The organism is Flavobacterium sp. FlaQc-48 (genome assembly GCF_044007335.1).
Classification (GTDB): Bacteria; Bacteroidota; Bacteroidia; order Flavobacteriales; family Flavobacteriaceae; genus Flavobacterium.
Window position 1 is genome coordinate 174,874 of record NZ_JBIPCR010000008.1, and the last position, 19,818, is coordinate 194,691.

21 protein-coding genes are annotated in these 19,818 nt (G+C 34.2%); 18 read left to right on the forward strand and 3 right to left on the reverse strand.

All coding sequences use genetic code 11. The features are described 5' to 3' along the window. Positions 1 to 44: 44 nt before the first annotated feature. The 8 genes from ACHRWY_RS14605 (at position 45) to ACHRWY_RS14640 (ending at position 8,553) form a co-directional block, all read left to right on the forward strand. Positions 45 to 878, forward strand: coding sequence for an AraC family transcriptional regulator (locus tag ACHRWY_RS14605; protein ID WP_395355608.1), 834 nt, complete (start codon positions 45 to 47; stop codon positions 876 to 878). Positions 879 to 951: 73 nt separating this feature from the next. Further along, the gene (locus tag ACHRWY_RS14610) at positions 952 to 1,338 is read left to right on the forward strand and encodes a hypothetical protein (protein ID WP_395355609.1); all 387 of its coding nucleotides are present in this window, start codon (positions 952 to 954) and stop codon (positions 1,336 to 1,338) included. A 172-nt stretch (positions 1,339 to 1,510) separates the two neighbouring features. Beyond that, positions 1,511 to 2,041: a DUF3347 domain-containing protein gene (locus ACHRWY_RS14615; RefSeq protein WP_395355610.1), complete on the forward strand. Its 531-nt coding sequence runs from the start codon at positions 1,511 to 1,513 to the stop codon at positions 2,039 to 2,041. 44 nt (positions 2,042 to 2,085) lie between these two features. Beyond that, positions 2,086 to 2,604, forward strand: a complete 519-nt coding sequence (locus tag ACHRWY_RS14620; protein WP_395355612.1) for a helix-turn-helix domain-containing protein — start codon at positions 2,086 to 2,088, stop codon at positions 2,602 to 2,604. 230 nt (positions 2,605 to 2,834) lie between these two features. Further along, entirely contained in the window at positions 2,835 to 5,372 is a 2,538-nt protein-coding gene (locus tag ACHRWY_RS14625; RefSeq protein WP_395355614.1) for a heavy metal translocating P-type ATPase, read from the forward strand. A 9-nt stretch (positions 5,373 to 5,381) separates the two neighbouring features. Further along, the gene (locus tag ACHRWY_RS14630; protein ID WP_395355616.1) at positions 5,382 to 7,619 is read left to right on the forward strand and encodes a multicopper oxidase family protein; all 2,238 of its coding nucleotides are present in this window, start codon (positions 5,382 to 5,384) and stop codon (positions 7,617 to 7,619) included. A gap of 101 nt (positions 7,620 to 7,720) precedes the next feature. Beyond that, positions 7,721 to 8,281 (forward strand): hypothetical protein, encoded by a 561-nt coding sequence (locus tag ACHRWY_RS14635; protein ID WP_395355618.1) that lies wholly within the window; start codon positions 7,721 to 7,723, stop codon positions 8,279 to 8,281. Between the two features lie 113 nt (positions 8,282 to 8,394). After that, a complete protein-coding gene (locus tag ACHRWY_RS14640; RefSeq protein ID WP_395355619.1) occupies positions 8,395 to 8,553 on the forward strand; it encodes a hypothetical protein in 159 nt (52 codons plus the stop codon). 156 nt (positions 8,554 to 8,709) lie between these two features. Here the strand turns inward: ACHRWY_RS14640 and ACHRWY_RS14645 are convergent, their stop codons facing one another. After that, positions 8,710 to 9,162, reverse strand: a complete 453-nt coding sequence (locus ACHRWY_RS14645) for a DUF4442 domain-containing protein (protein ID WP_395355621.1) — start codon at positions 9,160 to 9,162, stop codon at positions 8,710 to 8,712. A 231-nt stretch (positions 9,163 to 9,393) separates the two neighbouring features. Between ACHRWY_RS14645 and ACHRWY_RS14650 the strand changes: the two genes are divergently transcribed. From ACHRWY_RS14650 to ACHRWY_RS14670, 5 genes are all read left to right on the forward strand, one after another. Next, positions 9,394 to 9,873 carry a DUF4870 domain-containing protein gene (locus ACHRWY_RS14650; protein WP_395355623.1) on the forward strand — a complete coding sequence of 160 codons (480 nt, stop codon included), beginning with the start codon at positions 9,394 to 9,396 and terminating at the stop codon, positions 9,871 to 9,873. A gap of 139 nt (positions 9,874 to 10,012) precedes the next feature. Continuing rightward, positions 10,013 to 10,345, forward strand: coding sequence for a PadR family transcriptional regulator (locus tag ACHRWY_RS14655; RefSeq protein WP_008464689.1), 333 nt, complete (start codon positions 10,013 to 10,015; stop codon positions 10,343 to 10,345). A 3-nt stretch (positions 10,346 to 10,348) separates the two neighbouring features. Next, positions 10,349 to 12,070: a PspC domain-containing protein gene (locus ACHRWY_RS14660; RefSeq protein ID WP_395355624.1), complete on the forward strand. Its 1,722-nt coding sequence runs from the start codon at positions 10,349 to 10,351 to the stop codon at positions 12,068 to 12,070. Between the two features lie 3 nt (positions 12,071 to 12,073). Further along, entirely contained in the window at positions 12,074 to 12,805 is a 732-nt protein-coding gene (locus ACHRWY_RS14665; protein WP_395355626.1) for a head GIN domain-containing protein, read from the forward strand. Positions 12,806 to 12,890: 85 nt separating this feature from the next. Next, positions 12,891 to 13,724, forward strand: a complete 834-nt coding sequence (locus ACHRWY_RS14670) for a GIN domain-containing protein (protein ID WP_395355627.1) — start codon at positions 12,891 to 12,893, stop codon at positions 13,722 to 13,724. Between the two features lie 295 nt (positions 13,725 to 14,019). Here ACHRWY_RS14670 and ACHRWY_RS14675 read toward each other — a convergent pair whose 3' ends face one another. Then, positions 14,020 to 14,439, reverse strand: a complete 420-nt coding sequence (locus tag ACHRWY_RS14675; protein ID WP_395355628.1) for a hypothetical protein — start codon at positions 14,437 to 14,439, stop codon at positions 14,020 to 14,022. 206 nt (positions 14,440 to 14,645) lie between these two features. On the opposite strand from ACHRWY_RS14675, the gene ACHRWY_RS14680 reads away from it, so the two are divergent. The 4 genes from ACHRWY_RS14680 to ACHRWY_RS14695 all read left to right on the forward strand — a co-directional run bounded on the left by ACHRWY_RS14680 (position 14,646) and on the right by ACHRWY_RS14695 (position 18,149). After that, positions 14,646 to 15,875 carry a TMEM143 family protein gene (locus ACHRWY_RS14680; protein WP_395355630.1) on the forward strand — a complete coding sequence of 410 codons (1,230 nt, stop codon included), beginning with the start codon at positions 14,646 to 14,648 and terminating at the stop codon, positions 15,873 to 15,875. 104 nt (positions 15,876 to 15,979) lie between these two features. Beyond that, complete coding sequence (locus ACHRWY_RS14685) at positions 15,980 to 16,804, forward strand: hypothetical protein (protein WP_395355632.1); 825 nt, start codon at positions 15,980 to 15,982, stop codon at positions 16,802 to 16,804. A gap of 26 nt (positions 16,805 to 16,830) precedes the next feature. Further along, the gene (locus tag ACHRWY_RS14690; RefSeq protein ID WP_395355633.1) at positions 16,831 to 17,637 is read left to right on the forward strand and encodes a hypothetical protein; all 807 of its coding nucleotides are present in this window, start codon (positions 16,831 to 16,833) and stop codon (positions 17,635 to 17,637) included. Next, positions 17,631 to 18,149 carry a DUF6756 family protein gene (locus ACHRWY_RS14695; protein ID WP_395355635.1) on the forward strand — a complete coding sequence of 173 codons (519 nt, stop codon included), beginning with the start codon at positions 17,631 to 17,633 and terminating at the stop codon, positions 18,147 to 18,149. Before ACHRWY_RS14690 ends, ACHRWY_RS14695 begins: the two co-directional genes overlap by 7 nt. A gap of 707 nt (positions 18,150 to 18,856) precedes the next feature. On the opposite strand, the gene ACHRWY_RS14700 is transcribed toward ACHRWY_RS14695, so the two are convergent. Further along, positions 18,857 to 19,090 (reverse strand): hypothetical protein, encoded by a 234-nt coding sequence (locus ACHRWY_RS14700; protein ID WP_395355636.1) that lies wholly within the window; start codon positions 19,088 to 19,090, stop codon positions 18,857 to 18,859. A gap of 235 nt (positions 19,091 to 19,325) precedes the next feature. On the opposite strand from ACHRWY_RS14700, the gene ACHRWY_RS14705 reads away from it, so the two are divergent. Then, a complete protein-coding gene (locus ACHRWY_RS14705; protein ID WP_395355638.1) occupies positions 19,326 to 19,796 on the forward strand; it encodes a DUF962 domain-containing protein in 471 nt (156 codons plus the stop codon). Positions 19,797 to 19,818: the final 22 nt, after the last annotated feature.

Sequence of the window (19,818 nt, forward strand, 5' to 3'; positions counted from 1 at the left end):
AAATTTAGTTGTATATTTACGACATAAACTTGTATATTTAAGTTATGCCGAAATTAAATCAATTTGAAACGCTTGTTATTGATGAATTTGAAGATGAGAAATTTCACCTTCCGCCTCACACGCATACGTATTATGAAATCATTTACATTAAAAAAGGAAGTGGTATTCATCATTTAAACAAAAACCTGCTTCCGTATAAATCCGGTGATTTATTTGTGATTTCACCTGAAGATGAGCATTATTTTGATATCAAAAAAAGCACTCGTTTCTTTTATATTAAGTTTACCGATAACTATTTTAATTCGAAACAGAATCTGACCTGCGACGAATTTTTAATTCATACCCCCGAAAGTTTCATGCGTGATAAAACACTAAAAGAAACGATTCTTAAATTAGATGATCCCTGCAAAACGATATTAAAAAATACGATCGAAAACATTGCTGCCTATAATTGCAAAACCGATGTTTCAAATTCACCTATTGTATTTTACCAGATTCTTTCAATTTTTGGGCTAATCAAAGAAACCATGCGCGGCATGAACCTTGTAGTTAAAGGAAATTCTATAGATAACGAGCAAATCACTTCTTATATTCATCAGAACATTTACAATCCAAAACTAGTGCAGATAAAAGTCATTGCCAGTCATTTTAATATTGCAGAAACTTATTTTAGCGCTTATTTCAAAAGGACTTTTGCTATTAGTTATCGCGACTATATTCATAACTTGAGAACGACTTTGATCGAAAAACGAATTCACAACAATCAATTGCCTATAAAACAAATAGCATATGAGTTTGGATTTACAGATGAAAGTCATTTGTCTAATTATTTTAAAAAGAGAAAAAACATGAAACCAACTGATTTTAAGAAAACATAATATTTGAAATGGTAAATAAATAGCAGCTGTTAAAAAAAATCTTTAAATTTGTACTTCAAAAAATCGGTTGCAATTGGCAAAAAAAATTCAAATAGTATTTCTTTTCTTAACTCTTGGCTTCTTTTTGATGTCCGGTTCGGGTTATGCATGTGGGAGAACTAACGAAAAAATGTCTTGCGAAAAGAAAGAAACCTCTAAAAAGGAAACTTCTGATTCCTGCCGGAAAGATTGTTGCAAAAAGAAAAATGATTCTAAAAAAGACCAACATGGCTGCAACGGAAAATGCGATCATTCCGGTTGTACTGCCTCTGGACTGCAGTTTAGCCTCATTGCACTAAACGAGTTTGATTTCAATACTAATTTATTCAATTTCTCTGTTGAGAAAACAACTCCATATTACAGAAATAGTCGTATTTCTGCCGGTTTTACTTCTATCTGGTCACCACCAAAAATAAAATAATGGTATTTCTGACAGCCATAATTGTGTTTTGACACAAAGAAGATAAAGCTCGAAGAAAAACATTAAACTTTATGTCTGCCACTTAGCAAGACCTGATTTTCAATAAAATTTTAGGAATAAAACATTTAACTTATAGGAGATTTTACTTTCTCTAATCAAAAAAACACATCAAATGAAAAATTCAATAGCAACTATAGCAGTAGTAATCACATTATTATGCGCTGCAAATTTCGTTCAGGCAAATTCAGTACAAACAGCAACATCTACAAATGAAGTAGTTGATTCAAGTCAGTTACAAAGCGTTTATGATGCCTATTTTACGGTAAAAGATGCTTTAATAAAAAGTGATGCGAAGTTAACTTCGGCGAAAGCCACAGATCTATTAGCAGCAATTACTGCTATAAAAATGGATAAACTAAAAACAAATGAGCATACTGCCTGGATGAAAGTAGTAAAAAAATTAACTGCTGATGCTAAAAGTATTTCAACCACTTCAGATTTAAAAAAACAACGTGAAACTTTTAAATCGCTTTCTAAAAATACTTACGAGCTTATTAAGGTTTCAAAATCAACTGAAACAGTATACAAACAATATTGCCCAATGGCAGATGCTGACTGGTTAAGCAAAGAAAAAGCAGTTAAGAATCCATATTATGGGTCTTCGATGCTTACTTGCGGAAACGTGGTTGAAACCATCAAATAAATATGACGCTCTACATCAAAAACATGGTGTGCGGTCGCTGTAAAATGGTTGTGAAGTCTGAGTTTGAAAAACTCGGGCTTCAGACTATTTCTGTTGAATTAGGCGAAGTCGAACTGCAAGATGCTATTACAGATATCCAGAAAGAAATTTTACTTAAAAACCTTCAGTCATTAGGTTTTGATTTTATCGATGATAAAAAAAGTAAAACCATAGAAAAAGTAAAAAACCTTATTGTCGATCTGGTTCATCATAAAAACAACGAACTCAAAATCAACTTATCTGATTATTTGGTCGAAAACCTCAATCAGGATTATAGTACATTAAGCAATCTTTTCTCAGAAATTGAAAATATTACCATTGAAAAATATTTTATCAGCCAGAAAATCGAGAAAGTCAAAGAGTTGCTGATTTACAATGAGCTTTCGTTAAGCGAAATCGCCGACATGTTAAACTATAGTAATGTAGCACATCTTAGTAATCAGTTCAAGAAAATCACCGGTTTCACACCCACCTATTTCAAACAACTGAAAGACAAAAAACGTATTCAGATAGAGAATTTGTAATATTGTTTAACCGCAAAATTCGCAATGTTTTTTACGCAAAGCCCGCAAAGTTGTATAAGAATAGCTTTGCGAACTTTGCGTTTTTATAAAACCAGGCATATATAAGAACCTTTGCGCCCTTTGCGGCTAAAGATGCTTTCCTAAATATTACAAATCATTCTCAAAATTATACAAACCGTTGTAAATCTTACTTCGGAAATTTGCATTGTAATACTAAAAAAACAAAAACAATGACTCATCAATATATAATTTCAGGAATGTCGTGCGATGGATGCCGTAAAAAAGTTGAAAAAACGTTGAATTCAGTTGAAGGAATTCAGGCAGAAGTAACTTTAAATCCTCCGTTGGCAACAATCACAATGGAAAAACATGTTCCTACCGAAAAATTTCGGGAAGTTTTAACCGAAGCCGGAAAATATACTATTGAAATGACTTCTTCTAAAAACACTTCAGAACCAGACGTTAAATCCTGCTGTTCAGGTCAGAAGAAAGAGAATCACGCTGGTCATGAACATAAAAAAAAAGTTACAACTCATAATCATAATACGACCGGCGTTTTCTATTGCCCAATGCATTGCGAAGGCGATAAAACCTATAACAAACCCGGAGATTGTCCGGTTTGCGGAATGGATTTAGTTCCGGAAGTTGCTATTAACGCTACGCAATTTACCTGTCCCATGCATCCGGAGATTGTTTCAGACGAACCCGGAGATTGCCCCATTTGTGGTATGGATCTGGTGCCGATCCAGGCTTCGGAAACTGAAGAAAACAAAACATATACGGACTTATTAAAGAAAATGAAGATTGCGATTCTATTCACGCTTCCCGTCTTTATTATTTCGATGTCAGAAATGATCCCGAATAATCCCCTTTATAAGGTAATGTCTATTGAAAGCTGGAATTGGGTTCAGTTCTTATTTTCGATTCCGGTACTTTTTTATGCAGGCTGGATGTTTTTTGTACGTGCTTACAAATCCATCATAACCTGGAATTTAAATATGTTTACGCTAATTGGGATTGGAACGGGTGTGGCATTCTTATTCAGTATTGCCGGAATGTTCTTTCCTGATATTTTCCCATCCGAATTCAAATCGCATCACGGAACCATTCCTCTTTATTTTGAAGCTGCAACCGTGATTATTACATTGGTTTTATTAGGACAACTACTAGAAGCCAAAGCGCACGGACAAACAAACGGTGCCATAAAAGCATTATTAAAATTAGCCCCTACCGAGGCTACTTTGGTAGAAAACGGAAATGATAAAGTAATTTCGATTCATACTATTAAAAAGGGCGATTTACTTCGTGTAAAACCGGGAGAAAAAATTCCCGTAGACGGAAAAATTACAACCGGAGAAAGCAGTATCGACGAAGCCATGATTACCGGAGAACCTATTCCGGTTGATAAAAAAGCGGGAGATTCTGTAATTGCGGGAACCATAAACGGAACAAAATCATTTGTCTTGATTGCCGAAAAAGTAGGTTCAGAAACCCTGTTGGCTCAAATAATCCAAATGGTAAATGATGCAAGCCGTTCAAGGGCCCCAATTCAGAAACTGGCCGATCGTGTAGCAAAATATTTTGTACCAACGGTTGTGATCATCTCCATTCTAACCTTTTTCGCCTGGGCGAAATTTGGTCCTGAACCGGCTTATATCTACGGATTAATTAATGCTATTGCCGTATTAATCATTGCTTGTCCTTGTGCTTTAGGATTAGCCACTCCAATGTCTGTAATGGTGGGCGTGGGCAAAGGCGCACAATTTGGTATCCTGATAAAAAACGCTGAGGCACTCGAAAACATGAGCAAAATAGATGTTTTAATCACTGATAAAACCGGAACGATTACCGAAGGAAAACCATCTGTAGAAAAGATCTATGCCATTCAAAATAACGAAGATGATTTATTGCAAAAAATCGCTTCCCTTAATCAGCATAGCGAACATCCTTTAGCACAAGCCGTAGTTAATTTTGCTAAAGCTAAAAACCAAACGATTCTTGAAGTTCCTGATTTTGAAGCCATTGCCGGAAAAGGAGTTACAGGAACTGTAAAAAACGCAAAGGTAGCTTTAGGAAACAAAAAACTAATGAATCAGGTAGGCGCTTCGGTCTCTGATGATATTGAAAATAAAATTATTGCCGAACAAAATTTGGGTAAAACGGTTTCTTATATCGCTGTAGACAATCTTGTTTTGGGATACGTAGCCATTACAGATGCGATTAAAGAGAACAGCGCAAAAGCGATCAAAGAATTAATCGATCAGGGTGTTGAAGTAATGATGATGACAGGTGACAATGGCAATACCGCCAAAGCTGTTGCTGATCATTTGCATCTGAGCTCGTTTAAAGCAGATTGTCTGCCAGAAGACAAACTGAAAGAAATTCAGCGTTTGCAGGCCGAAGGCAAAATTGTTGCCATGGCAGGTGACGGAATCAACGATGCTCCGGCTTTAGCCCAGGCGAATATAGGAATTGCAATGGGAACCGGAACTGATGTTGCGATTGAAAGTGCTAAAATAACGCTGGTAAAAGGGGACTTAAACGGAATTGTAAAAGCGAAGAAACTAAGTTATTCGGTAATGAAAAACATCAAACAGAATTTATTCTTTGCTTTCATCTACAATGTTTTAGGCGTGCCTGTTGCAGCGGGAGTTTTATACCCTGTATTCGGGATTTTGCTTTCGCCAATGTTAGCGGCGCTGGCTATGAGCCTGAGTTCGGTTTCAGTAATTGTAAATGCTTTGCGATTACGAAATCTAAATCTTTAAAAAATTAAAATGAAACTATATACTATTTTTATCGTCTTTCTGATCGCCTTTAGTGCACAAGCACAAAAAGTAGTCCGCTACGATTTATACGTTCGGGACACGATTGTCAATTTTTCCGGAAAAGAAAAACGGGCTATTGCAGTTAACGGACAAATTCCGATGCCAACATTAACTTTTACTGAAGGTGATATTGCCGAAATTTATGTCCACAACGAATTAAAAAAGGAAGATACGGCATTGCACTGGCACGGATTGTTTCTGCCCAATAAAGAAGATGGCGTTCCATATTTGACTCAAATGCCCATAAAACCCGGAACAACTCATAAATATACATTCCCCATTATCCAGAACGGAACCTATTGGTATCACAGCCACTCAGGTTTGCAGGAGCAAATTGGTTTGTACGGACTTTTTATCATCAACAAAAAGAAAGACGACCCTACTTTTAGAAAAGGAATCGATGATTTGCCAACTGTCCCGCTTATTTTAAGCGAATGGACCGATTTAAAACCGGAGAATGTACAACGAATGCTGCACAATGCCAACGATTGGTTTGCGATAAAAAAAGGAACCACTCAAAGTTATGCCGAAGCCATAAAACACGGTCAGTTTTCGACAAAAGTCACCAACGAATGGAAACGCATGAATGCCATGGATGTGAGTGATGTCTATTATGAGAAATTCTTAATTAACGGAAAAAACGAAAACCAGCTTTCGCAGTTTAAGGCAGGTGATAAAGTAAGACTGCGAATTGCAAACGGAGGTGCTTCGAGTTATTTCTGGCTCACGTATGGCGGCGGAAAAATAACCGTTGTGGCCAGCGACGGGAACGATGTTGAACCTGTAGAAGTCGATCGATTAATTATTGCCGTTTCTGAAACCTATGATATTGTCGTTACAATTCCTGAAGATAAAAAGTCCTTTGCTTTTTTGGCTACAGCCGAAGACAGAACCGGATCTGCTTCTTTGTTTCTTGGTGACGGCACAAAACAGCCTGTCAAACATCTTCCAAAATTAAAATATTTTGAAGGGATGAAAATGATGAATGATATGATGAAGATGAATGGCGAAATGAATGATATGGGCATGAAAATGTCCCTTAATAAAATGGACATGAATGCCGTAATGTATCCTGAAATTTCCGGTGAAGATAAATCAATGAAGATGGAAAATCATGCGGGTCACCATATGGCAGAGATGAAAATGTCAACTGATACTACAGAAGCTGCTGAAATTACAACGCTGAATTATGAAATGTTAAAATCTCCCACAATAACAACATTACCAAAAGATGCGCCCGTAAAAGAATTACGTTTCGAATTGTCCGGAAACATGAACCGTTATGTTTGGAGTTTAGACAATAAAGTAATTTCTGAAACGGACAAAATCTTAATCAAAAAAGGCGAAAACGTCAGGATTGTATTGTACAACGGATCGATGATGCGTCACCCAATGCATTTGCACGGACACGATTTCAGGATTCTGAACGAACATGGTGATTATTCTCCGCTAAAAAATGTGATTGATATTATGCCAATGGAAACCGACACCATAGAATTTCAGGCTAATGCCGATGGTGACTGGTTTTTTCACTGTCATATCTTATATCACATGATGGCGGGAATGGGACGTATTTTTAGTTATGAAAATTCTGCACCGAATCCGTTGATCCATGATCCCAAAATGGCTTATAAAATGCTAAAGATGGATGACAGAATGTTTCATTTTATGGCCGAAAATGATTTTGCTTCAAACGGAAACGACGGAGAAGCAATGTTAGGTAACACACGCTGGAGCATTGGAACCGAATGGAGACTGGGCTATAATGACAAACACGGTTATGAAACCGAAACGCATATTGGCCGCTATATTGGCAAAATGCAATGGTTTATGCCTTTTATAGGCTTTGACTGGCGCTACAGAAGAATGGGCATGGACGAACAGGAACAAAATATGTTTGGGCAAACCAATACCAAAGACAATCGTTCGGTTTTTAGTGCAGGTATCGAATATACTTTGCCCATGCTTGTAAAAGCTCAGGTTGAAGTTTATACTGATGGTAATGTAAGAATACAATTTGAACGAAAAGACATTCCCCTTTCCAGACGTTTAAGAATGAATTTAATGTGGAATACCGATAAAGAATATATGGCCGGTTTAAAATATATTGTGGCAAGAAACTTTGGAATCACAACACATTATGACAGCGATATGGGAGTTGGCTTTGGATTGAATTTGAATTATTAAGATCTAACATTAACCTTATTCTGATATAATTTTAATTTTAATAAGCTCATTTAAAGAATTGAACCTTTTATATTTGAAATTCATTTTTAAAATATAAAATTATGAAAATAAATAAATTTAAAAAGAATTTCAATGATTCGATTACAGGTGAACTAGCACTATTTCTAGAGATAAACGAAGAACTAGGATTCGAAAATTACTCTCAGGGTTTCGGATTACTCAGAGATGACAAATCAGGAATAGCAACTTGGTCTAAAGATCCTGATTTTTTAGACAAGTTGATGCCTTTTGCACAGGCAAACTGTTCTGGATCGATGTATGTACTGTGGAATAATGGCGAAAATAAATCTCTAAACGAATTGCCGGTAGTCGTTTTTGGTGATGAAGGAGGCTATCATGTTGTAGCAAAAAATATCTTCGAATTGATGCAGCTATTGACTTTTGATACTGAAATTACAGTTAGTCATAAAGAAGTTTATTTTTACAAAGACAACGATTACGAAGAAAGTGAAGGCCTGGCGGAATATAAATTATGGCTTAAAGAAAACTTTAATCAGGATCCCGTATATACTACAGATGAAACATATTCAATTTTAGAAAATGCACAAAAAATGTACAAAACTGATTTTGAAAAATGGGTTTCTCAATATTACTCAGAATAATAACTTTTACATTTTACAAAAAGATTATCAACATACGTCTTTTCAAAATGCACAAAGGCCGTTATATTAAAATCAAAAAAGAAAAAGTACCTAACAATTAAATTATACAAAAAATGAAAAAATTATTTGCCGTTTTAGCCATCGCTTTATTTACAATTGGTGTACAAGCACAAGACACAAAACCAGCACCTAAAAAAGAAAAAGCTAAAAAAGAGTCCTGCTGCAAAAAAACAGATGACAAAAAAGACAAAAAATGCTGCGCTAAAAAATAATTGTAATAAGCAGTAAATGTAAAAGGCCCCGAATATATTCGGGGCCTTTTTTATGTTTTTTTTTTGCGTGTTTGCTATCGCTCGGGTCGTGGAAAAAAAACTTTGTCAAAGCTTTTCGTAAAGAAATTATTTTAAGCTGTAAATCTGTGACAAAACCTATTTAATTCGAACACTCCACTCAAAATCCATTTCAGAAACCTGAACTCCTTCTTCATTTGTCCCTATAGATTTCATCCAGAAGGTTTGTCCCTCACCTGTTTCTATTGTTCTTTTAATAGCATCGGCAATTAAATGTCCGTCGTTGCAGACAAATGATATTCTTCCTGTAGCCTTTTTGGTGAAGTTACCTTTATTGTTTGCTACTAACATCGAGATCTTTTTTCCGCTTTGCTGGATTTGTGAGATCACTAATGCTCCCGTTGTTAACTCTGCCGCCATTGCCTGAACTGCAAAATACATGGAGTTAAAAGGGTTTTGATTGATCCATCTGTGTTTTACACTTACCACGCATCTATCTTCGTCGATTGCCTTTACACGAACACCGCAAATATATGCTGATGGTAATTTGAATAACACAAATTTGTTGAGTTTAGAAACTGATATTGCCATGATATGTATTTTTTTATGTAAAAATACAAAAAAACTATGCACGCACAATAAATTGCAATTACTTTCCAAAAATACCAGTAAAACCAATGATTCCGAATGATTTTCAGCGTATTATACTCTGTTTTTAAATCCTATATTTGTTAATATTTTGTTAATATTTGGTACTATGCAAAACAAGATACTGTCTTTTAGACATATATTTGCATAAGAAAATACTATATACTTTTAATCATGGAAACAACAACACCACTCATCATGGAAACCACATCAGAAAAGAACATTGCAACGTTCACACATTTAAGTACTTTAAGTCAGTACATCGTTCCTTTTGGGAATTATATTTTCCCAATATTAATCTGGACGAGTTACAAAGACAAATCTAAATTTGTAAACCATCACGGAAAGCAGGCCTTAAATTTTCAATTAAGTCTTTTGCTTTACACTTTAGTTTTAGCTTTAATTGCGATTCCAATTTTTGCATTTGTACTCTTAAAAAACCTTCCAATTAATACCGTTTTTAACGATGAAGATTTAATCATCAGAAATCTAAACATCGATGGGAACATTGGAATTTTAAGTATTGGGGCGACAGCAGTTTTACTTTTTGGAGTTTTAAAATTTGTTGAGTTCTTTTTAGTGATTTATGCTTCAATAAAAGCTTCAAACGGAGAATTATATAAATATCCGATCACGATTCCTTTTATAAAGTAATCAATTAAAATTAAAAGTTATAGTCGAAACTTTACAGGCAATCAACACGAATTGTTTCGAAATCAATCATCAATCAAAATCATCAATCATCATCAATCAAAAAACGAATTGTTCAATCTAAAAAAAACAAAATGAAATTATGAACATTGAAAACACAAAAGCACAGATGCGCAAAGGTGTTCTTGAGTTTTGCATCTTATCTGTATTAAAAGAGAAAGACGCATACACATCAGAAATATTAGACACTTTAAAAAACGCAAAATTACTAGTTGTTGAGGGAACAGTTTACCCGCTTCTAACCAGGCTGAAAAACGACGGTTTGCTTAATTATCGTTGGGAAGAATCGACTTCAGGACCACCACGAAAATATTATGGATTAACCGAAATAGGACAAACATTTTTAAACGAACTCAGCGGAACCTGGACAGAATTGTCTGATGCCGTAAATCTAATCACCAATCAAAATCAATAAGTCATGAACAAAACAGTAAATATTAACTTAGGCGGTATGGTTTTTCACATCGATGAAGACGCATATTTAAAATTGACACGCTATTTTGACGCTATAAAACGATCGCTAAACAACTCATCCGGACAAGATGAAATCATTAAAGATATCGAAATGCGTGTTTCTGAATTATTATTGGAGAAACAAAAAAGCGACAAACATGTTGTAGGACTGAAAGATGTTGATGAAGTGATTGTAGTAATGGGACAACCGGAAGACTATATCCTGGAAGACGAAGAAAAATCAAACCAGTCTTATAATGATTATACCAACAGAAAACATAAAAAATTATACCGTGACAAAGAAAAAGGTATGATTGGTGGTGTAGCAACCGGTTTAGGACATTATTTTGGAATTGACGCTGTCTGGATAAAAATCATCTTCCTAATATTTGTTTTTGCAGGTTTTGGAACCGGAATTTTAGCTTACTTCGTTCTTTGGATCGTAACTCCGGAAGCCGTTACAACATCTGAAAAACTGGAAATGACAGGGGAACCGGTTACTATTTCGAACATTGAAAAAAAGGTTCGTGAAGAAATTGAATCACTATCTGACAAATTCAAAAATGCCGATTATGACAAAATGGGAAACCAGGTAAAGTCGGGAGCTGAGAGAATAAGTAGTTCATTTGGAGACTTTATCATGACCATTTTTAAAATCTTTGCAAAGTTTTTAGGCGTAATCTTAATCGTGTCAGGAATAAGTGTTTTAATCGCATTATTAATTGGGGTCTTTACTTTAGGAACTAATGTTTTTGTTGATTTTCCATGGCAAAATTTCATTGAAGCCGGAAACTTTACAGATTATCCTATCTGGTCATTTGGTTTATTAATGTTCTTTGCCGTTGGAATTCCGTTTTTCTTTTTGACGCTTTTAGGCTTCAAATTGTTATCTCCAAACTTAAAATCTATCGGGAATATCGTGAAATATACCTTGTTAGCTATTTGGATTATTGCAGTTGCCATCGCTATCAGCATCGGAATCAAACAAGCGACTGAAATTTCATACGATAATAAAACAGTAGAGAAAAAAGCACTTAACATTAGTACAAAAGACACCTTGTTTGTAAAGTTCAGGTACAATGACTATTACGCAAAAGATTTGAATCACTACAGAGAATTTGAATTCGTACAGGATTCAGCCAACAATCAGTTAATCTATTCCAATGATGTTCGTTTACATGTTTTACATACTGATGAAGCTGCTCCTTATATTCAGATCGAAAAAAGTGCCCGTGGAAATTCATTTATAAGCGCAAAACAAAGAGCAGAAAAAATTAATTATAAGTTTCAAATCAAAGGAAATCATTTAATTTTGGATAATTATTTTCTTACAGATGTAAAAAACAAATTCAGAGGTCAGGAAGTTGATATCTATTTGTACTTACCGGAAGGACAACTTTTCAAGCCAGACGCTTCTGTACAAGATTATGATCAATCTGAAAATGAATTCTTTAACCTGCACTTTAGTGGTGATTACAATTACAAAGTTGAAGGTTCAAAAATTAAATGTTTGAATTGCCCATCAGAAGAGCATGACTTTGATGATGCAGACGAAGAAAACGGTGTTGATAACGATACTGTAAACGAAGTTTCGGTTAAAATTAATGGAAAAGAAATTTTAAACGGAAAAAAAACCAAAGGAAGACTAACCACTGACGAAAACGGAGTTATAATCAAAATTAACTAAGCCATGATAAAAATAATCATTCATATTACGAAATTCATAGTTGCGACTATTACCGCATTATTGTTTGCCTCTTGTAACTTTAACGTAAACTCAATTGAAGGAAGCGGAAATGTTACTAAGGAAAAAAGAATTGTTCAGGGAGATTTTACCAAGGTATCTGTAAGCAACGCGATCGATTTGGTAATCGAACAATCTGATGTCACTGAAATTGTTGTAGAAGCAGATGACAATTTACAAAAAGAAATTACGACAAAAGTTGAAAACGGAACGCTGATCATTAAATGCAAATACAATTCTTTTGGAGATATTACCAAAAAAGTAACTGTAAAAATGCCAAAAATCAACAAGTTAGAAGCCTCAAGTGCTTCAACGGTATCAAACAAAGGACTAATTCAGGGCGAAAATATAGATTTAGAAACATCAAGTGCAGCGACGATGGATGTTAATGTAGAATCTGACAATATCTCTGCTGATTCCGGAAGCGGAAGTACTATTAGCATAAAAGGAAAGGCATTGACATTCAATATTTCGGCATCAAGCGGCTCCAATGTAAATGCAGGTCAGTTATTGGCCAATGATATTCATGCGGAAGCTTCAAGCGGGGCCAGCATAAATGTTCACCCTATTGTAAAATTGAAAGCAGAGGCATCCAGCGGAGCAAGTGTCAATTACAACAACGCACCTAAAACAATCGAGAAAACTTCAAATTCAGGAGGAAGTATCAGCCAGGGATAAACCTTATTTATCTGTTAAATATAAAAAAATCATTCATCGAAAGTGGATGATTTTTTTATATTTGTGAAAATCAAATCTAGAATTAATGAAAAAAAATACAGCCCTACTCCTATTATTATTGGTTACGACGTTAACTTTTGCTCAAAGAAGAGAAAAAATAAAAGGATCTAAAATCGTGACCACTTCAATAAAAGAAGTAGGAGAATTTGATGGCATTGAAGCCGATGACAACTTAGAAGTTTATTTGGAACGAGGAGAAAAAAACGAAATTAAAATTGAAGCCGACGATAATTTACATGATATTGTCGCCATGGATTTAAGAGAAAAAGTATTGCGTTTATACACCTCAAAAGAAAGTACTATTTTCAAAAAACTAATTGTGCGTGTGACCTATACCAAATCCTTAAAAACGGTTATTGCCAAAAATGATGCTTCAGTTTATGCCATTCAGGAACTTCAGCTGGACGATATTACTTTTAATAGTTTTGATTATTCGAAATTGTTCCTAAACGTAAATTCGAAAAAATTCACCCTGTTTGCCGATGATAAATCAAGAACAGAATTGAATTTAAAGTCAGACGAAGCCAATTTACAACTGAGCAAAAATGCTACCATTAAAACATTAGTTTCTGCCATAAAATTCAAATGCGATTTGTATCAAAAATCATCTGCAACCATTGAAGGTATTGCCGAAAAAGCAACTATTCGTTTAGATAATAATTCAGTCTTTACAGGAACAAAATTTACACTAAAAGAAGCTAACGTTACTGCAGAAAATTATGCTATGGGAACTGTTCTTGCCGATACTACAATTACAATTGCCCTTGGCGACAAAGCCGAACTTTCACTTTTTGGAAGTCCAGCCATCACACTGACGCGTTTTTCTGAAGAAGCAAAATTGATGAAGAAGATTAAATAGTTTCAGGTTTCAGGTTTCAGGTTTCAGGTTTCAGGTTTCAGGTTTCAGGTTTCAGGTTTCAGGTTTCAGGTTTCAGGTTTCAGGTTTCAGGTTTCAGGTTTCAGGTTTTAGGTTTCAGGTTTCAGGTTTCAGGTTTCAGGTTTCAGGTTTCAGGTTTCAGGTTTCAGGTTTCAGGTTTCAGGTTTCAGCACATAAAAAAAATCCATTTGTAAATACAAATGGATTTTTTTTATGTGTGGTTGTCTTAGGCACAACGTTCCAACAACCTGAAACTATAAAAACCTGAAACCTGAAACTATTCTTTCACCCCCCTAAAATATGCAATTGCACCTGTTGACCATAAAGTTACTAAAATCAATACTGGTTGAAAAAACAGGCGTATCAATCGGGATTGATCTGTATCGAGGCCAAAAGCACTGGTGCCATTTAAATATTGGGCGATATTGCCGGGAAAAACCAGCACATAAAATAAGGCGAGCGCAATTCCAACCTGTACTTTATAACGGGTTAAAAATATCATGGCCAAACCAAGTGCTATTTCTACAATTCCGGAAAGTATCACCACAAGATCTTTATCAAGCGGAACCCAGTCAGGAACCTGCGCCTGAAAATCGTCTCTTTGAAAAGTAAAATGACCAATGGCTGCAGTAATCATAAAAATCCCCAACAGTATTCTAAAGAAATTTTGAGTTTTAGTGGTTTTAATATTTTCCATATCCGGTAAAAATTTGCTTTAAATTTTAAATTTGATCCCTTGTTAAAAAAGAATCTTCCCATCAAATTTACAACAATAAACAGGAAAATCTTTTCACAGTTTTTACAGAATCATTATGTAATACCCATACCGTGCACCTTTAAAAAAAACCTTTGTATATTTGCCGCTTTGAAACTTGAACCTCCAAAAAATCCCCAAAAACCGATATGATACGAGAACATTATATTCCCTTTAACAAGGAATTCTTACTCGAACAACAACTCAATGCTTTTGCCGAAGATTCAAAAAAAGTCGATGACTTTAAAAAGCTATTTGATATCATTGAGCATTATTTTCATTACGAAGCTTTTAACCTTAACCGAAGCCTAAAGCAAAATTATGCTTTATTCGATCCCGATTTAAGCGAAAAAGAACGTAAAAGTTTTATAGGGAAAAGTGATTTTTCGGTTTTCAAAAAAACGTTGCTTACGGTTTTAGAACAAGGCAATTATTCCCGTATTGATCAGGAAACTTTAGACAAAGCTTTCAACGAATCTGATTTAATAGGCTTAGATCTTTCGATTGATTTTAATGCTTTCAAAGACTATGAATTGTATGTCCGCGGTCAACACAAGGCCAAAGAAAAGGTCAAAAAATATATTTTCTGGAAAAAAGAAATTGAGATCGAATACTACGATCGTGTTCTGATTTATCTGCATTACAGCGATCCTGATTACATTAAAGAAAACAAAGTCAAACTGGGAAAAATGCCAATAGAACCCGGATCTGTGGCCTTAAAAATCTTTAAACGTGTTCCTAAAAACGATATCGAAACAATATTTCCAAATGCAATTCCCAGAATGTCTACCAAAGACAAACTGTTCTTTTGGGTTCCGGGTATTGGCGGCGGAATCTCATTATTAAGCACCACCGTAATCCCGGCCTTAATTGGCATGTATGCGGCGTATCAATCCGGCGAGACCATCAATTTATTAAACAGTAAAGCTTCACTAAATCAGGGTTTAATTGCACTTGGAATATTGTCATTGTACTTGTTTCGTCAATACAGCAACTTTGTCAATAAAAAAATAAAATACTCCAAAATACTCTCGGACAGTTTGTATTTTAAAAATCTCGGAAACAATAGCGGTGCTTTTTATTCGCTCTTAAACTCATCTGAAGAAGAAGTGCTTAAAGAAACGATTCTGGCGTATACCTTTTTATACAAAAGCCAAAATCCGTTGACGGCAGACGAACTCGATGCCCAAATAGAATCCTGGTTTGCCACAAAACTGCATACCGATCTTGATTTTGATGTTCAGGACGCCCTGCTGAAATTGAAAAATATTGGTCTGGGCATAGAAACCAACGGAAAATGGGAAGTTGTCCCCTTAGAACAATCACTCGTTACAATTGATGAATTGTGGGATAATGTATTTGAATATAATCAGAAGTAAGTTTTTAAGTTAATTCAAATCTTGTCTTATCGTAATACTTTTATACCCTGAAAAGTATTTTTATTTTTCTAATTCTTTTTAATTTTCACTAAATTTAAAAAATTATGGAAATCGTAAAAATACCTAAAAAATTACGCGATGTTTTTGATGTTTTAAGAAGTGGACAAATTGAGCAGGGTTTGGAACAACTTTCGAAAATTAAAGACTTTGAGCCTCAAAAAAATATAGCGAAAGCAGAAATAAGTTATTTCAAAAGCAACTACGAAGATGCGATGACAAATGACGAAAATGCGCTGCCTTTTGATGAGCAGTGGTATGCGGGAAATGTTTTATTTGAACATTTTTTCGCTTACACAAGTGCAGCAATGAGCACCAATAATACGATAAGAGCGGAGAAATTCTATAGTAACTATTTAACAGAAAAAGAAAAACAAGGATTACCTGAACATAGAATCAATGTTTACAGACATCAGGTAAATCAACATTTGGCTAAACTTAAAGGTGAAAAGAATTTAAAGATCGACAAAAACCTCCTTAAAGTCATTAATGAAGGAAAACCGATATCAGACTTTATTGCTCAGTTAAAAGAATACAGACCTAAATTAACTTATGAAAGTTCTCAGGCGGCCGAATATTTATTATACTTTATGCTTGAAAAAGGAAATACAGACGAGAGCTTAGCATACTACGAAAAATATGCTGAAAACTTAATTAATCAAGATCATCATATTAATGCCTCCCGACTCTTCGTCCTGAAAGGTGAAAATGAAAAAGCAAAAAAAGCAATTCTTAATTATGTAAAAAAATGGTATCCTGTTGAACACATACAAGTTACACCAATACAAATTTTTCAATTTGAAGATTTATACCCAATTCTAACAAAAGAATTTAAAAACGAAATATTGGAAACTCCAAAAGCTCAGCAATAAGAGTTAATCAATAGAAAACATCTTTCATGAAAAACGATATAGCAGCAGAAAACATAAATAAAGGAGATGTATTTTTTGTACTAATAAACAAGAAATATTTTTTCATGCAAATCATTCATATTGCAGAAAACGTACCGCCTCCATACGATATTGAGTATAAATTTGGTTACTTTATTGTTGTTTTTGATAAAACCTTTACAGTACTACCCAATTCAATAGAAGAATTGGATTTACAGAAAGTATATCTGCCAAAATACATCTGGAAGAAAACCACACTTTACGCCAGTATTTGGAATAAAGAACCAAATATCCAGTTTGATAAAAATTTGATGCACTACGACTATAAAGATAAATTCAAACTTACATTTTTTGCGAATACAGAAGTAAGTGAAGAATTTATTCCCAAATTAGCGTATCAGTTCAGTATGCCTGCAGAGAGCATAGACAATAGTGACGGAATACAAATATCTCATACTCCACTATCGATTCAAACGATAATTTGGGCGCTACTCGAAGATGAAAAAAAGAAATCACAAAAAAGAAAATGGATCACTCCAATTTATTTTCAGGAATGGATTGAATATGCAGATGCAGACTGTATTTTAAAAACAGAAAAAGCATTAACCAATTTTGATACAATCACGGAAGAAAAACGGGTAAAAAAAGAATTAAAAAAGGCAATTACTTCTATAAACAAAATAGAAGAAAAATTCAATTTCATTACCACTATCGAAGCCGAAAATATTTATGACAAACTTGTTGAAATCGCAATTCGCAAAGGTCTCTCAGAAAATGAGGCAATCGAAATAATTGAAACCGAACGAGAATGGTAAAAAAAAGACATTTATTAAGAAAAGAATGGGCTTCATTGAGAACTGAAATAGCTCAAATTACAGAAAGTAAAAACATACCGGAAACGGAATTTAGACCTTTGTCTATTTATGATAAGTGGGACAAAATAGAAGAAAAAATATATCGCTCTTTTTGTACCTCAGGATATAGCAGTAAAAAAAAACGTTGGTTGTGGATTTTTTTCAAACTGGACACCTTTTCCCTTTCAAATTTACCGGAACGTCCTGAAAACTATTTAGACAAACTTATTGACGAATCGGAAACAGTTTGGTACATCGTAAATGAGACTATAAATGAAGCAAATAAATTTTGGTTCTATGAGGGAAAAATAAAGACCATTCAGATGATTATTAATGAAAGTTGGTTTGATGAACTTTATTTAGTTTCAAAAAAATATGAATGGTTAATTTGTATCAATCATCACGACTCGTTGATAGCAACAGGAGAAAAAATGACAACAAAATTGAAACTAATGGAAATTAAAAATCAATAACTCCTCTTTTTCAATAGAGCAAACAGAATAAAATTTTAATTTGATTACTACCAGCGAAGTTGAAAACCTTATAAGAAACTAAAAGAAAATGGCAGATTACTTCTTCCCTGCTTTTAAACTTAATTTAATTACTTTCAATGAGAAAAAAAGCAAAAAATAGTACTAACAATTACTTTAGTTTCAAATTGTATAGTGCTTTAATCGCTTTTATTATCAGTTTAAGCACTTTACTATTTGACTATTACCTGTTTTTTAAAACAACTTTCTTTTTCGGGTTAGCACTTGGAACCTGGTTCTTTATTGATTATAAAATGTTGCAGGTCAATAAATACTACAATTGCTGTCTTCTTATATCAGTTGTTTTTTCCAGTTATTGCATCTTTATAGCGTAATATTTTGCAAGCTTTAGCTTAAACCTTGTGCTCTTGGGCACTTTTCATCCTGTATCATTTTTAATAATTCAGAAACCTTTACGGATTATTTTTATAAAACTCGCTCAACGGGAACCGGTTATTGACAGACCCATTCCTTCATTACCGGATGGTATCTATACAATCTTACTTTTCTTTGCCTTTACCATTTTACCTTTTATAGTAATGGACTATATAAATTCAAAAATGTAATATCACAGACCTTATACTGTCTTATAAAATAATAAATGGTAAGATAAGGTTTTGAGTAGCAGAAGTAGGTTTTATAACTGTTTTCTAAATCAGAACAGTCATTACAATTAGCGCTATAAATGAAGCAAATGCCGTAAATAGAATAAAGGAGCCAAAAATTAAAGCTAGCCTTTCTTTTCTTTTTCCGGCATAACCATTCGTTTTATAATAATCATAACGCTCAATTTTTCTTCTCGTCCTACTGGTCTGAACTTCCCTGTTTTCCGGAAATATATAAACGAGCATTGGTAATTCCTTTTTTATTTCTCCTGACTTCATAACCTGTTATTTAAAGATTATTTTAAAGCTTCAAAATTAAAAAAGACGAACCCATTTGATGGCCCCAAGAAGTTATAAGAATATTAAAATAGGACATACTCTCTATTTTGAGGATATTTGCTAAAAAACACAACAAGAGTTTCTCCGTTCGGGCAGGAAATCATATTTACATTTTGATCGATCAACCGAAAAGAAATTTCATTAGATTTACGCAACTAACCTTAAAACCAAAACAATGAGAACATTAGAGCAATGGTTTGCAGAATATGCTGTAAGTCATCAAAACCCAAAAAACAAAGCGATACACTATATTTGTGTTCCGGCGATTTACTTTTCAATAGTAGGTTTATTAATGAGTATTCCGAGTGGTTTTATTGCCAATACTTTAAAACTAAATGCGCCTATTATCGAAAACTGGGCATTTATCGTTTTGCTTTTTGTCCTATTATTCTACATTCGATTATCCGTTGCTATGGCTGCTAAAATTGCGGTTTTCTCTGCGATTTGCCTTGTTGTCAATTATTATATTTCTCAGGTATTTCCGTTGTGGATATTTTCTATTGGTGTGTTTGTAATCGCCTGGATCGGACAATTCTACGGACATAATATCGAAGGCAAAAAACCTTCGTTCTTAAAAGATCTTCAGTTTTTATTAATTGGCCCGGCGTGGGTTGTCGAGAATTTATTTTCGAAGAAATCAAATTAAATTATATGTTTCGTTTTTTAGA

Excerpts from the sequence above, each read along its gene's own strand:
- ACHRWY_RS14605 (WP_395355608.1), top strand. The coding sequence starts at position 45 with ATGCCGAAATTAAATCAATTTGAAACGCTTGTTATTGATGAATTTGAA.
- ACHRWY_RS14615 (WP_395355610.1), top strand. The coding sequence starts at position 1,511 with ATGAAAAATTCAATAGCAACTATAGCAGTAGTAATCACATTATTATGC.
- ACHRWY_RS14620 (WP_395355612.1), top strand. The coding sequence starts at position 2,086 with ATGGTTGTGAAGTCTGAGTTTGAAAAACTCGGGCTTCAGACTATTTCT.
- ACHRWY_RS14625 (WP_395355614.1), top strand. The coding sequence starts at position 2,835 with ATGACTCATCAATATATAATTTCAGGAATGTCGTGCGATGGATGCCGT.
- ACHRWY_RS14630 (WP_395355616.1), top strand. The coding sequence starts at position 5,382 with ATGAAACTATATACTATTTTTATCGTCTTTCTGATCGCCTTTAGTGCA.
- ACHRWY_RS14635 (WP_395355618.1), top strand. The coding sequence starts at position 7,721 with ATGAAAATAAATAAATTTAAAAAGAATTTCAATGATTCGATTACAGGT.
- ACHRWY_RS14640 (WP_395355619.1), top strand. The coding sequence starts at position 8,395 with ATGAAAAAATTATTTGCCGTTTTAGCCATCGCTTTATTTACAATTGGT.
- ACHRWY_RS14645 (WP_395355621.1), bottom strand. The coding sequence starts at position 9,162 with ATGGCAATATCAGTTTCTAAACTCAACAAATTTGTGTTATTCAAATTA.
- ACHRWY_RS14650 (WP_395355623.1), top strand. The coding sequence starts at position 9,394 with ATGGAAACAACAACACCACTCATCATGGAAACCACATCAGAAAAGAAC.
- ACHRWY_RS14655 (WP_008464689.1), top strand. The coding sequence starts at position 10,013 with ATGAACATTGAAAACACAAAAGCACAGATGCGCAAAGGTGTTCTTGAG.
- ACHRWY_RS14660 (WP_395355624.1), top strand. The coding sequence starts at position 10,349 with ATGAACAAAACAGTAAATATTAACTTAGGCGGTATGGTTTTTCACATC.
- ACHRWY_RS14665 (WP_395355626.1), top strand. The coding sequence starts at position 12,074 with ATGATAAAAATAATCATTCATATTACGAAATTCATAGTTGCGACTATT.
- ACHRWY_RS14670 (WP_395355627.1), top strand. The coding sequence starts at position 12,891 with ATGAAAAAAAATACAGCCCTACTCCTATTATTATTGGTTACGACGTTA.
- ACHRWY_RS14675 (WP_395355628.1), bottom strand. The coding sequence starts at position 14,439 with ATGGAAAATATTAAAACCACTAAAACTCAAAATTTCTTTAGAATACTG.
- ACHRWY_RS14680 (WP_395355630.1), top strand. The coding sequence starts at position 14,646 with ATGATACGAGAACATTATATTCCCTTTAACAAGGAATTCTTACTCGAA.
- ACHRWY_RS14685 (WP_395355632.1), top strand. The coding sequence starts at position 15,980 with ATGGAAATCGTAAAAATACCTAAAAAATTACGCGATGTTTTTGATGTT.
- ACHRWY_RS14690 (WP_395355633.1), top strand. The coding sequence starts at position 16,831 with ATGAAAAACGATATAGCAGCAGAAAACATAAATAAAGGAGATGTATTT.
- ACHRWY_RS14695 (WP_395355635.1), top strand. The coding sequence starts at position 17,631 with ATGGTAAAAAAAAGACATTTATTAAGAAAAGAATGGGCTTCATTGAGA.
- ACHRWY_RS14700 (WP_395355636.1), bottom strand. The coding sequence starts at position 19,090 with ATGAAGTCAGGAGAAATAAAAAAGGAATTACCAATGCTCGTTTATATA.
- ACHRWY_RS14705 (WP_395355638.1), top strand. The coding sequence starts at position 19,326 with ATGAGAACATTAGAGCAATGGTTTGCAGAATATGCTGTAAGTCATCAA.